We start from the raw sequence: 12,179 nt of genomic DNA, 5'->3' as shown, positions 1-12,179 counted from the left end.
TCTACAACGCCCTATGGTTTGAATATTTTGGAAAAGGCTTCCGACAATGCTTTTATAAGCGTATCTACTTCTTTATCCAGTTCACTACCCGTTTTCTTTGGGGTGATAAATCCCCCTTCGTGAGCGAACTTCTGGTATGCGTCAGATTGTATGGCTTTATTAAATAATTCCGTTAAACGTTCGCGTATTGCAGGATCCATACCAGCAGGTCCGACGATAAAGCTAATTTGTTTCACGGCACCGGAAGTAAATAAATCGTATCCGCTCTCTTTAAAGGTTGGCACATCAGGCAAACTGTCAATTCGTTTTTCAGCATTAATTGCAATCGCTTTCAGATTACCGTCTTTAATTTGTGACATGCTTTCACTCGGTTTGAGTACAGCTACATCCACATGCCCACCCAAGAGTTGTGTAATAACCAATGCTCCTCCGTCAAAAGGAACATGCTGGAACTGTACATTGGTACTACTGCCTAACATTGCTGCAACAGCGTGGTTTACGTTGTTTGTCCCCGGTGTCGCTACCTTGACTTGATTTGGCTTCGTCTTCATATACTCAACCAATTCTTTCATATTGTTCCAAGGGGCGTCCGCTTTGGAGACCAATACAAGAGGATCTTCCGATATTAAAGCAATATTCGTTAATTTGTCCGATTTCAAAGAAGCTTGTCCAAGAGCAATAACGCTCAAAGTGGAGCTCGTATGCACACCTAAGGTGTATCCGTCAGGCTTGGAAGTCGCTACTTCTGTAATCCCGACAACGCCGTTCCCGCCGGGAGCGTTTTTAACAACCACGCTAATATCCAGTTCATCCTTGAAGATCGCTTGAAGCTTCCGGGCCATTAAATCATTGCCGCCCCCGGCGTTCCAAGGTACAACGATGGTAATGTCCTTTTGAGGGAATTTGTTACCCTCCTGACTGTTTTTCCCCTTGTCATTTGGAACTGCAGCAGTTTGACCGCCTGTACTCTGAGAATTTTGGCCACAGGCTACCAGCACTAACATACAAATGATACAGAGCGCAGATAATAAATTCCGTTGATTAAACCGCATTGACAAACTCCTCCTTATGGTTTCATATTTATGATCTGATGATATTGGTCAAAGTGCCTAACCCTTCCACGGTAACGGCTACAACATCTCCAGGCTGCACAAATGCCGGTGGGTCGAATTGCAATGCTGTTCCTGCCGGTGTACCCGTAGCAATGACGTCTCCAGGCTCGAGAGTAAGAAATGAAGAGAAATATTCGATGATTTCCGGTATTTTAAATATAAGCCGCGACGTATTGGAGTTTTGCCTAACGATGCCGTTAACTTCCGTCTTTATGGCGAGCGCGCCAGGATCGGCAATCTCTTCTTTAGTAACCAAGAAGGGGCCCATAGGACAAAACGTATCAAGGTTTTTACCCCGCATAAGCTGAACGTCTTCTTTGATATAATCGTTTGCTGTAAAGTCGTTGACGATCAGGTATCCGGCAACATGATCCCAAGCATCGGCGGAAGCAACATGTTTTCCGGTCTTACCGATAACAACACCCAGTTCTCCTTCATAAGTAACCTTTCTCTCCAGAGGAACATGTACCGCATCATTCGGACCGACAACGGTGCTATGTGCCTTCATAAATACTTTAAGCGCTGTTGGGGTGTCGAGTTTTCCTCGTACACAAAAATCATGATAGTTCAAAGCGACTCCAAGGATTTTCCCAGGGCGCGGAATAGGAGCAGTAAGCTTTATATCGTTTAAAGATCGATACCACGGCCCCGCATGTTTCCCGGCAGCGTCTATAACCCTTTGAACCTTCTCCAACCCTTCCGGATCTTCAAGAATATGAATAATGCTTTCAAATGAAAGGGGGATTCCCAAATCGTTTGAGGCCATCCTTATATCGATTACACTGGAGTTATCCTTAAGCACGCCAATATGATGCTTGTTGTCTCTAGTACCAAACGTAACCAACTTCATGTTGAAACCTCCATCATTAAAATACCGGCCCCAAGAAGTAAGGTTCTAAAGGATCTGTATAGCGGATAGTCTCACCCTTGGTGAGTTCTCCGGAGGCGATGCTTTGTATTTTTTGAAATAATGCTTCTCCTGACGCTTCAATCGTCGATTCACCTGTGATAATGGCGCCCGACGAAAAATCTATACTACGCCATGCTTTACTTGCCGTACGAGGGTTACCTGTGATCATCATGAGCGGAGCCACAACCCCCGTATTCGTAGCCAGCATAGGCGGATCATACGATGGAAGATCTTCACCTCCTAGCTGATAAATAGTAAGCTGGCAGCCTGCTGCGGCGAGGCTCATAGGCAGCGAGAAGGAAGACATCCAGCCATCCATAAAATGCAGACCCTTTTTAGTCGGACGTGCCGCATATTCCAGGACCTCCTGGATAGGCATCGTTCCCGTTTTTTGTATGGCTCCCAACGACTTTTCCTCGATTGTGCTAAGACCGGCTTCAATGTTTGACGGCAAAGGGTTAATCGTACGGATATCTTCCCCGGTAGATCTTGCCGCTTCCTCCACCTCATTTACCATTTCAAGCAGTCGTTTGGCATCACGCTCGTTTACACAGCGTTCAGCAACATCGAGTTCCGCGCCAATGATTTCCACCGTTTCTGAAAATATAGCCGTGCCGCCGGAGGCAATGAGAAGATCCGCAGCTTTACCAAAAGAGGGGTTACCGCTTATTCCACTTGTCGCATCCGATAATCCGCACTTCACACCGATCGCGAGTTTTCCGATGGGGACAGCCTCCCGTTTAACCATCGAAGCTCCATGGACAAAACGGCGAGCCAAGTCAATTCCATCCTCGACAAGACGTTCAAGACCTCCTGATTTTTCAACCGTCAGCACTTCAACCGGTTTACCGCTTTTGGCGATTTCGTGAGCAATGGTATACGGCTCCAATTCTGCGTAACCGAAGTTTTTCCTTGCTCCGAGTACAATGGTTGCGAAAACGTTTGCATTTTTTGCTAATCCAATGTAAAGTCTGTTGAGTCTTTCGCGATCTTTTTTGTGTCGGCCATTTTCTCCACCCGTCATGATGGTCTTCGTGCCGGCAACATACTGTGTTATCCGGGTTGCCGCAATATTAACAAGACGGCTGGATGGGATAACAAGGACGTAGTTGCGAATCCCTGCCTCGTCCCCCGGACGAACAAATCCTAGAAACTCCATTGCCGCTCACCTCCGGCAGCTTGTAAATCTCCGCGTCCGCGAAGTCCTTCAATATTATGCACCCCAACAAGACCACCTATCTTAATAGGGGCTGTTGATCGTCCGATCGGTCGGCCGTATTTTGTAATAATGTCACCTTTATTTATTTCCTGCAGTGCGATTTTATGACCAAATGGGATATCTTCTATGGTTGTAATGGTGAAAAACGGCTGATTTGACGGAGGCTGAACGGTTATAGTTAGGCTCCCTTGGCAATCAATTACGGCAACGGCAACATTATCTTTTTCATGCAGTTGTAACGCTTGAAACACGTTACGCCCCTCCTTCATCTGGCTTTAATGGATTTACGCCTAGTTCCTGGGCAACTTGATTCATTTTTTCAAGAATGGACGGACTCATCGGAATGCCTTTGACTTTCCGTTCCTCCGCGATCTCGCTTGAGTTTTCCCCGGGAAGATATATCCTTTGGTATCCTTCGGCAAGCTCTGAACCAAGGACCATCCCAATCAATTGCTCCATCTTTGCATTCACTTGCTCTATTCCGAAAGGTGAGATATCGATGGCGAACATAAAAGCCCCGACACCAGACGGATTTAGTATTTTATCATACATGCTGTGAAGGTTGGTTCCTATGTTCGCTCCGGTAAGAACGCCTGAAAAAATTTCGGCAAATAGTGCGAGTCCATAACCTTTTGGTCCGCCGACTGGAAGTTGAGAGCCTTCCAAAGCTTCCTTTGGACTTGTCGTTGGCTTGCCGTTTTTATCAAGTGCCCATCCTTCCGGTATACTTTCACCCCGTTCAGCAGCAAGCAATATTTTCCCTTTGGCCACAACCGATGTTGCCATATCGATAACGATAACCTTACCATCTGGGGTCGGAGCGCTAAAACAGATCGGATTCGTGCCTAAAATTGGCTCGCTTCCGCCCCATGGGGGCATATTAGGCGGTGAATTGGTCGTTACAAAACAGACTAGTCCCGCACGTGCCAACATTTTTGCATAATACGAGCATGTTCCAATATGGTTAGTATTTTTGATCCCGGCTGCACCGACAAAATGCGTTTTGGCATGGGAAATCACCTCATTTACCGCCATAAAAGCGGCTGGCTGACCCCACCCATTATTACCGTTAATCAATGAAACCGCACCTTTTCTCCATTCAAGCGCCGGTTTTCCGGAAGCATCCAACACACCCTCCCGAGCAATTCGGATGTATGGAGGAATTCTTAACGCGCCATGAGTTTCAAGGCCATGAAGATCGGCATCAATAAGCGCATCGGAGGTAATTTCGGCATCTTCTGACGAGGTTCCTACAGCCCTAAGAAGACTAGCGTAAAAATTTCTTAAGACTTGAGCCTTAATGATCATAAGCGGCCTCCTACGCAATCCGGTAGCGGTTAATGATGTCTTCATTGATTGTAAAACCAAGCCCAGGTCCTTCAGGAACGCTGACATACCCTTTATCATGTACTACAGGTTCATTGACCAGGTGATCTCTAAACGGATTTTCAGTTTGCTCATATTCCATCCACATGGGCACAGGACGCCACGTATGAGGAGCTGGAGGCAAGGCGGCCATAACATGCAGAGCTGCATGCAGACCTACGGCCGAACCCCATACATGCGGGATCACGCTAATACCGAATGCCTCTGCAATATGAGCTATTTTCTTGGTCTCTGTTATGCCTCCAGCACAACAAACGTCAGGCTGAATAATATCCATGGCGCGTTTTTCGATTATTTCTTTAAACGCATAACGAGTAAATGCATTTTCCCCACCAGCCAACGGAATACAAAGCTTGCTTCGAAGATCGCTATAGGCATTTAAATCGTGTGGAGAAACAGGCTCTTCAAACCACGCAAGACCCATTTGTTCGAATTCCTTACCAAGAAGAAGAGCGTTCGTGAGATTATAGCCATGATTGGCATCGACCATGAGTTCAATTTCTTCACTAAGTGCCTTTCGTACCCGTTCGACACGTTTGATCTCTTCCTTTGGAGGAAGGGCAATCTTCATTTTGACGCCGGTAAAACCTTGTTCTTGATAAGCCAGTGCTTCTTCAATCGACGGGGTTGTAAAGTCTCCCTCCTCCGACATAAAGTATAATCCCGTGGCATAGGCCCGGAAGCTTTTGCGGTGAGCTCCACCCAAAAGCTCATATACCGGACGCTTCAGCGCTTTACCCATAATGTCCCAGAGCGCAATATCAATTGCGCTGATTCCTGCAACACCGAAGCCTTGCGGATCGTAATCCTCTACCCGTTGATACATTTTCTCCCATAAAATATCCGTATCAAACGGGTTGCCCCCCACGACGGTCGGTGCTAGCAACGTATCGACAACTGATTTTGTTATCTCGGCGGGACCATAGGCTTCACCCCAACCTTCAATGCCCTCGTCCGTCGTGACTTTCACCAGCATGGCGTTTTTGGTCTTATACCACCAGCCCCTTGCCGAAGTAAAAGGCTTGTCCATTTTGGTCCTCAGAATATAAGTCGATACTTCTGTAATTTTCATTTTCATACCTCTTTCCATTAGTGTAGTCACTTTTACTGGTGGAAATAGCCACCCATCTTAAGTTCACGCGTGATAAAAGCACCCTGTGGTTGCTTACCACCCCCTTCAGTTACTAAACAATAAAAATTCAATCTGTTGAAATTTAAATATGTAAGAAATTAGAAAAATAAAGCGGTTTCATTTTCTCGTATTGGTTTGGCCATCATTCATCCTGAGTAAAAGGTTTAATGAAGATTAAACCTTTTACTCATTATTCTCTTGTTGGACCAATCGGATGATTTTATGATAGACATCTCTTGTATGATCCCTCATTAATTTCTCTACTAAGTCTGCGTTTTTATCGTTGAGTGCGTCGACAATTTCTTTGTGCTCCCGGATGGAATTTTCAATATCCTGCAGACTGCTGAAAAAGGCCGGATATCGTGTAGAGAAATCCCATAATTCACTGATCATCGTAAATAGACGCTGATTATTGGCATGTTGGTATATACAATCGTGAAAGGCGCGATTAAATTCCCCATACCCTTGTAAATCCTGATTGTGTAAAAAGTTCTTTGAATCTTCTATCATTTGATACAGTGTTTTAATATGTGAATTGGAAAGATGATCCACTGCCAATCGTGATGCCAAGCTTTCCAGATTGATTCTGATTTCAAAAATTTGGCGTATATCGTCTTCCGACATACTGCTTACTGTCGCACCTGAATGTGGGGTTATGGACACATACCCTTCATGTGCAAGTGTTTGGATCGCTTCTCTTACAGGGATCTCGCTCACGTCAAATTGTTTGGCCAAATTAGAAATAATTAATCTTGTGCCGGGACGAAGGACTCCTTTGATGATTTTATCCTGTAAACTTAAATAAACTTTTTCCCTCTTGGTTCTGTATGTTTGGGCCATTGTGCTCTCCTCATAGCTTTTTTACAAATATAAAAATCATATATAATTTTAAAAATAATATATTATTTATGAGAATAATATATCACACACTTGTCCATACAACAATATATTTTTTTGTAAAATCATATATTTTTTTTAACAGCGGTATAACGACTCCCCTCCATCAACCCCATCATTGACGATGGATAACATAACGCCAAAGAAGCAGAACCCTCAACCTGCTGGTTCTGCTTCTTTGTGTACATAGATAACCCTTGGAAATTCCCCCTACTCGGTCAACCGCAGAAATTCCTGCACATCGGCGACGGAGAGGTCCATGGCCTGCTGCCAGAAGTCCGGCTTCCGCAGATCAACGCCAAGGTGCTTATGCGCCAATTCTTCAACGGTCATGCGGCCGGTATCGCGGAGAAGCGCTACATATTGGTCCTCAAAAGCGGCTCCTCGGCGGAGCGCTTCCGCATACAGGCCGGTGCTGAACATATAACCGAACGTGTATGGGAAATTGTAGAAAGGCACTTCCGTAATATAAAAATGCAGTTTTGACGCCCAGAAGTGCGGGTGGTATTGGTCCAGCGCATCACGGAATGCCGTTTTTTGCGCCGAAAGCATCAGCTCGTTCAGGCGGTCCGTGCCGACAAGCCCTTTGCGCCGTTCTTCATAGAACGCCGTTTCGAACAGAAAACGCGCATGAATGTTCATATAAAATGCGACGGAACGCTGAATCTTGTCTTCGAGCAGGGTCAGCCGCGCTTCTTCCGTCTCTGCCGCTTTTACCGCCGCATCGGACACGACCATCTCTGCGAACGTAGACGCCGTCTCCGCCACGTTCATGGCGTATTCCTGGGCCAACGCGGGCAAATCGTTCATCACATGCTGATGATAACCGTGACCCAGCTCATGGGCCAGCGTCGACACGTTCGATGCCGTACCCGCATAAGTCATAAAAATGCGCGTCTCCTTATGGATCGGGAACGAGGTGCAAAATCCGCCGGGCCGTTTGCCTGGACGGTCCTCCGCTTCAATCCACCCGTTCTCGAATGCCTTGACGGCAAAATCGGCCATTTTCGGACTAAAGCGGTGGAACTGCTCCACAATCAGCTGTGCGCCCTCATCATAGCTATAATGGATGCTTCCCTGCCCGACCGGTGCGTCGACATCGTGCCAGCTCAGCTTCCGAACGCCGAACAGCTTCGCTTTCCGTTCCAGATAGCGGACAAAAACGTCTTTGCCGCCTTCTATAACCCCCCACATCGCATCCAGCGTTTCTTTCGACATCCGGTTAATGGCGAGAGGCTCTTTAAGAATCGAGTCCCAGCCGCGGCGCTCGTACAGCTTGATGCGGAAGCCTCCCAGATGGTTAAGCGCATCGGCGCAGTAATCGGCATGCTCCGCCCATCTTTCCTCCCAGCTATGGAAAAGCCTCTCCCTGACGGCGCGGTCCGGGCTGTGCATCTTATTGGCGGCTTGGCCTGCAGACAGCTCGACGACGGCGCCGTTCTCCTCGAACGGTACACGGAACTTGCTGACGGTCGTATTGTACAGTTCGCCCCAGCCATGATATCCGTCGACGGCCAATTCGTTAACCAATGCTTCCTGCTCCGGCGGAAGCTTTTCTGCCGCCAATGCCCTACGCTCCGCAAGAGGATAGGCAATACCCTGAAGCTCCGGGTGCTGCAGCAGCGCTTTCCACTCCACGCTCCCGATTCGGGTCAACAGATCGTCGAACCGTGTACTGGCGGAAGCATAGGCAGCACCGATAGTTCTGACCTGTCCCGCCAGAATAACCGCCTGCTTGTCGTTCTGATTTTCCGCAGCCAAACAAGCTGTGAATGAATCCGCCTCGCGGATTTTAAGCAGAGCCTTTTGCAGCAGCCCGGCTACTGACGGCAGCGATGCTGCCAAATTCGACGCCTGGCCGGACGCCAGCCTGCCGAGCTCCTGCTCCAAGACGGCAATATCCGCACGAAGCCCTTCCAAAAACTGCACAAAAGCCTGAGAATGGCTTCCTCCCTCAAAAAAACGATTCAAGTCCCATGTTTGTGGCAATGGACTCCGCATAGGGCAACACCTCACCTTTCGTATTTTATGTATTCCTTTCCATTAAACCATAATTCAGGCTCAGGCCCAAATGTGCGGATGCCCTATTTTTCAGTTGAATTGCAGGCCGCGAATATGATTAAATGGAGTCTAAAGATCTTTAGACTGGAGGGTGCCGCTGTATGAGACCACTTCCCATTTCTCCGGAGACTGCCCAGAGACTGGCCAGGGAACTGAACGTTCCGATCGAGCATTTAATGCATATGCCCCAACACATTTTGATGCAAAAGCTGGCTGAGCTGGCCAAGAAAAAACCGGACGAATCCGCAGCAAAGAACGATGCGCCGGAATCCGGCCGTCCGACCTCGGAGTAGCCCATGATTCCATTTGCCCATACTTGGCCTTATGATCGGATCGGACAAGACGTATATGTACAAAGCTGCCCCTTCTGCCAGGCCGCCAACGTGCTGCTGAAACTCAAAGCGAAAGACCTGGCGGAACTTCGGGAAGGGGTAAAAAAACTGCTCGTCTTCCCGTGCTGCCGAAACAAATTGACTCTGGTTGATGCCGACCAGGACTACCTGCTGGCGGACCGCCCGCTTCGCCGAAACAGCTGAACCGCATTCCCGCTTTTCTTGCGAGGGAAAAGAATAAAAAGCTTAAAGCTCCGACAGACCATGGTCATGCGGGAGCTTTAAGCTTTTTCGGGCCTCTATTTTTCCTGAACTTCTTCGATATCGAACTCCACCTGATCCGCCAGCATGTTCTCACGGGTAACCGCCCACTGCTCACGGCAGGCATGAATCATCGCCGCATCCATAATACTCTTGTCGTTAATGACACGGCCAAACCACTTCACAGCCTCCTGATAATTTTTCAAACGCCGGTTAAGTTCCCCCAACAAGTACATCAGCCGGGCGTTATTCATCTCTCCCGCTTCCGTCTCGAATGCGCGGGTATATTCCGCAAGCGCATATTGAAGAAACCGCTTCTCCTGCTCTTCGTCTCCCTTCTCGCGATACAGCCAAACGATGTGGTGCAGCAGCCCTGCGGTTACTCTTCCCTGTTCACCCACCGTTTGAGCGCAAAGAAGGGCAAGCTTGAAGCTGTATAAAGCTTCACTCCATGTTCGAACGCCGCCGTAATCCTTGTAGCTCCATTGTGCGGCCACCTTCTCTTGGAACGCCTTTTTTTGGGCGGGCGACAACCGGTCCTTCGAGTTCTCCGTGCTGGCGAAGCCGCATTGGGGACAGATCCGAACCACGTAAAAATTCGGATTGATGCCTTTATAGCGTACGCCAAAATCCGTATCCGTGCCGGCTGCCTTCTTAAAGCTCGGACGGACGCGAGAAGTATGAAAATGCGTTTCACAATGGGGACAAGCCACTTTCACTTGAAATAACGGTTCGACCATGGACAAATACCCTTCCTTCAATTACTTGAGCTGTTGATAAAATGAAAAGCGGGCCCCTTCAGCCTCTCCAGCACGGCCATCTGCAGATCCGGTTCCCATCCGGTTTCCTGAAGCGCTTTTTTCATGCAGCCGAGCCAGGCTTCAGCCCGCTCGGGCGTAATGGGGAAGGCCATGTGCCTTGCCCGCATCATCGGATGTCCATATTGTTCGGAAAACAACGGAGGTCCTCCGAAAAACTGCGTCAAAAACATATATTGCTTCTCCATCACCGGAGCAATATCTTCCGGAAACAAAGGGGCAAGCAGCGGATGCTCCTGAACCTTCGGATAGAACGCCTCCACCAGCTTCCGGATCCCATCCGCCCCTCCCATCGCTTCATAGAACTCGGACATCAGCGAACGCCTCCCCGTAATCAATAAACTGCGCAATCCTGCAAGGACGCGAACCGTAATCCATGTAGCAAAAAAAGATGCTAATGCATAAGCCTTAGCATCGGATACTGGCCAAAACCCTATACATATGGACATGGGTACATGCTATACATCCTCTTCACCGGAAGACATCAGCGATTCCCTTATGACGAAAACAAAAGCGCATACGAGAATTCCAGCAATTACACCCGACATAAGGATCACTCCTATTCTCATATAGGTACTATTGTACCATAGGATGCCGTACAATTCAGCACCTTATATCCGCTTTCTTGAACATTTCCGAAAATTCAGTATAACGGGCGGGCATGTCTCCACACACCCCTTCATATATCAGAATGACAAGCTTTTTACAGAACAGGAGGTGGGGACCGATGCGTACCAAAGACTCTTTGATGATCGCGGCGGCGCTTCTCGCCGCTATGCTTGCCTGCTTGATGCTGGCTTTTCCGGCCGAATCCTTTCATGCGTCGCTAAGGGGCATAGCCATCTGGTGGGATGTGCTGTTCCCGGCGCTGTTTCCTTTCTTCGTCATTTCCGAAATCATGCTCGGTGTAGGCATGGTTCATTTTTTCGGCACCCTTTTGGATCCGTTGATGCAGCCTCTGTTCCGCGTGCCGGGCATCGGCGGCTTTGTGATGGCGATGGGCTTTGCCTCCGGTTATCCGATCGGAGCACGGCTGACCTCCCAGCTGTGGGAACAGCGGCTTATCAACCGGGAGGAAGGTGAACGGCTCGTAGCCTTCACGACGTCGTCCGATCCGATTTTCCTGATCGGTGCCGTATCGGTCGGCTTCTTTCACAATGCGGCGCTGGCAACCGTACTTGCCGCCGCGCATTACGGCTCCGCCATTCTGATCGGCCTGCTGATGCGGTTTCACGGCAAGCCTTCATCGGGTAATCCAAGTCAGTCGAGCGCTTTAAGTGCGGGATATTCCGTTCAGAAGTCCCGGACCGGTATTTTGCGCCGTGCCTTTGAGGCCATGCATCACGCCCGGCTCATGGACGGACGCTCTTTGGGAGTCATGCTGCAGCAGGCGATCTACTCCGGGTTAAAGCTTATGTTTGTCGTCGGCGGTCTGGTCGTTTTTTTCTCCGTCGTCATGGAGGTGATGACTTCATCTCATGTAATGGTCTTCTTTTATGCCGCGATCGACTCCGTGCTTCAATTATTCGGCATGCCCCCGACCCTTTCACAGGCTGTCGTCAATGGATTTTTCGAGGTGACCCTGGGCGCCAAATCGGCCGGGGCCGCAGAAAACATCCCGTTGATGTTCCAAACCGCCATCGCCGCATGGGTTTTATCTTGGGCAGGTCTTTCCGTTCACGCACAAATTGTCAGTATCCTGCATCATACCGACCTTCGCTACATACCTTTTATCGTTGCCCGGTTTATCCACGGCCTGATGGCCGCCGTGCTTGTGATTGTGCTTTGGAAGCCGCTGGGGCCGGACCGCGCGAACCTGACCGCCTTTATCCCCTTACCTGATGTTACGCGTCCCTTGACTACGCTGCTGCAGCACACGCTGCCTGCCGCGGCTCTGACGTTCACCTCGGTACTGGGCCTTCTGCTTCTGCTGTCTTTTGGTTGCTTCATAGGAAAACGATTCATAAAGAGAATGTAATCATTAGAAACCGGAGGAACACCGAAGCCCGGGCTGCTTGATCTGTTGAATTTGTGAAAATTTTGGTTAGAGG

At 48.7% G+C, this 12,179-nt stretch carries 13 protein-coding genes; 3 read left to right on the top strand and 10 right to left on the bottom strand.

Features of this window, described 5'->3' with window-relative positions; genetic code table 11:
- Nucleotides 1-11 precede the first annotated feature (11 nt).
- The 8 genes from IJ22_RS00620 to IJ22_RS00585 form a co-directional block, all read right to left on the bottom strand.
- On the bottom strand, nt 12-1,052 hold the full coding sequence (locus IJ22_RS00620; protein ID WP_062406437.1) for a tripartite tricarboxylate transporter substrate binding protein: 1,041 nt from the start codon (nt 1,050-1,052) through the stop codon (nt 12-14).
- A 28-nt stretch (nt 1,053-1,080) separates the two neighbouring features.
- Nucleotides 1,081-1,962 (bottom strand): fumarylacetoacetate hydrolase family protein, encoded by an 882-nt coding sequence (locus IJ22_RS00615; protein ID WP_054817618.1) that lies wholly within the window; start codon nt 1,960-1,962, stop codon nt 1,081-1,083.
- Nucleotides 1,963-1,978: 16 nt separating this feature from the next.
- Nucleotides 1,979-3,181: a UxaA family hydrolase gene (locus tag IJ22_RS00610; protein ID WP_062406435.1), complete on the bottom strand. Its 1,203-nt coding sequence runs from the start codon at nt 3,179-3,181 to the stop codon at nt 1,979-1,981.
- Nucleotides 3,169-3,492, bottom strand: a complete 324-nt coding sequence (locus tag IJ22_RS00605) for a UxaA family hydrolase (protein ID WP_054817614.1) — start codon at nt 3,490-3,492, stop codon at nt 3,169-3,171. Before IJ22_RS00605 ends, IJ22_RS00610 begins: the two co-directional genes overlap by 13 nt.
- Nucleotide 3,493: 1 nt before the next feature.
- Nucleotides 3,494-4,549: an Ldh family oxidoreductase gene (locus IJ22_RS00600; protein ID WP_062406433.1), complete on the bottom strand. Its 1,056-nt coding sequence runs from the start codon at nt 4,547-4,549 to the stop codon at nt 3,494-3,496.
- A gap of 10 nt (nt 4,550-4,559) precedes the next feature.
- Nucleotides 4,560-5,699, bottom strand: coding sequence for a mandelate racemase/muconate lactonizing enzyme family protein (locus IJ22_RS00595; RefSeq protein ID WP_062406431.1), 1,140 nt, complete (start codon nt 5,697-5,699; stop codon nt 4,560-4,562).
- Between the two features lie 243 nt (nt 5,700-5,942).
- Nucleotides 5,943-6,599 (bottom strand): GntR family transcriptional regulator, encoded by a 657-nt coding sequence (locus IJ22_RS00590; RefSeq protein WP_054817612.1) that lies wholly within the window; start codon nt 6,597-6,599, stop codon nt 5,943-5,945.
- A gap of 267 nt (nt 6,600-6,866) precedes the next feature.
- Complete coding sequence (locus tag IJ22_RS00585) at nt 6,867-8,657, bottom strand: M3 family oligoendopeptidase (protein ID WP_062406429.1); 1,791 nt, start codon at nt 8,655-8,657, stop codon at nt 6,867-6,869.
- A gap of 161 nt (nt 8,658-8,818) precedes the next feature.
- Between IJ22_RS00585 and IJ22_RS00580 the strand changes: the two genes are divergently transcribed.
- Nucleotides 8,819-9,010: a YycC family protein gene (locus IJ22_RS00580; RefSeq protein ID WP_062406427.1), complete on the top strand. Its 192-nt coding sequence runs from the start codon at nt 8,819-8,821 to the stop codon at nt 9,008-9,010.
- Nucleotides 9,011-9,013: 3 nt separating this feature from the next.
- On the top strand, nt 9,014-9,253 hold the full coding sequence (locus tag IJ22_RS00575) for a hypothetical protein (protein ID WP_054817610.1): 240 nt from the start codon (nt 9,014-9,016) through the stop codon (nt 9,251-9,253).
- A 95-nt stretch (nt 9,254-9,348) separates the two neighbouring features.
- Here the strand turns inward: IJ22_RS00575 and IJ22_RS00570 are convergent, their stop codons facing one another.
- A complete protein-coding gene (locus IJ22_RS00570; protein WP_062406425.1) occupies nt 9,349-10,050 on the bottom strand; it encodes a DUF2225 domain-containing protein in 702 nt (233 codons plus the stop codon).
- A 17-nt stretch (nt 10,051-10,067) separates the two neighbouring features.
- Entirely contained in the window at nt 10,068-10,442 is a 375-nt protein-coding gene (locus IJ22_RS00565; RefSeq protein ID WP_062406423.1) for a globin domain-containing protein, read from the bottom strand.
- Between the two features lie 413 nt (nt 10,443-10,855).
- On the opposite strand from IJ22_RS00565, the gene ylbJ reads away from it, so the two are divergent.
- On the top strand, nt 10,856-12,106 hold the full coding sequence (gene ylbJ / locus IJ22_RS00560) for a sporulation integral membrane protein YlbJ (RefSeq protein ID WP_062406421.1): 1,251 nt from the start codon (nt 10,856-10,858) through the stop codon (nt 12,104-12,106).
- Nucleotides 12,107-12,179: the final 73 nt, after the last annotated feature.

It is taken from the genome of Paenibacillus naphthalenovorans (assembly GCF_001465255.1).
Classification (GTDB): Bacteria; Bacillota; Bacilli; order Paenibacillales; family NBRC-103111; genus Paenibacillus_G; species Paenibacillus_G naphthalenovorans.
This window is presented reverse-complemented; position numbering and strand designations above follow the sequence as displayed.

Coding starts and splice junctions, on each gene's coding strand:
- IJ22_RS00620 (WP_062406437.1), bottom strand. CDS start 1,052: ATGCGGTTTAATCAACGGAATTTATTATCTGCGCTCTGTATCATTTGT.
- IJ22_RS00590 (WP_054817612.1), bottom strand. CDS start 6,599: ATGGCCCAAACATACAGAACCAAGAGGGAAAAAGTTTATTTAAGTTTA.
- IJ22_RS00585 (WP_062406429.1), bottom strand. CDS start 8,657: ATGCGGAGTCCATTGCCACAAACATGGGACTTGAATCGTTTTTTTGAG.
- IJ22_RS00575 (WP_054817610.1), top strand. CDS start 9,014: ATGATTCCATTTGCCCATACTTGGCCTTATGATCGGATCGGACAAGAC.
- ylbJ (WP_062406421.1), top strand. CDS start 10,856: ATGCGTACCAAAGACTCTTTGATGATCGCGGCGGCGCTTCTCGCCGCT.
- IJ22_RS00610 (WP_062406435.1), bottom strand. CDS start 3,181: ATGGAGTTTCTAGGATTTGTTCGTCCGGGGGACGAGGCAGGGATTCGC.
- IJ22_RS00565 (WP_062406423.1), bottom strand. CDS start 10,442: ATGTCCGAGTTCTATGAAGCGATGGGAGGGGCGGATGGGATCCGGAAG.
- IJ22_RS00615 (WP_054817618.1), bottom strand. CDS start 1,962: ATGAAGTTGGTTACGTTTGGTACTAGAGACAACAAGCATCATATTGGC.
- IJ22_RS00570 (WP_062406425.1), bottom strand. CDS start 10,050: ATGGTCGAACCGTTATTTCAAGTGAAAGTGGCTTGTCCCCATTGTGAA.
- IJ22_RS00600 (WP_062406433.1), bottom strand. CDS start 4,549: ATGATCATTAAGGCTCAAGTCTTAAGAAATTTTTACGCTAGTCTTCTT.
- IJ22_RS00595 (WP_062406431.1), bottom strand. CDS start 5,699: ATGAAAATTACAGAAGTATCGACTTATATTCTGAGGACCAAAATGGAC.
- IJ22_RS00580 (WP_062406427.1), top strand. CDS start 8,819: ATGAGACCACTTCCCATTTCTCCGGAGACTGCCCAGAGACTGGCCAGG.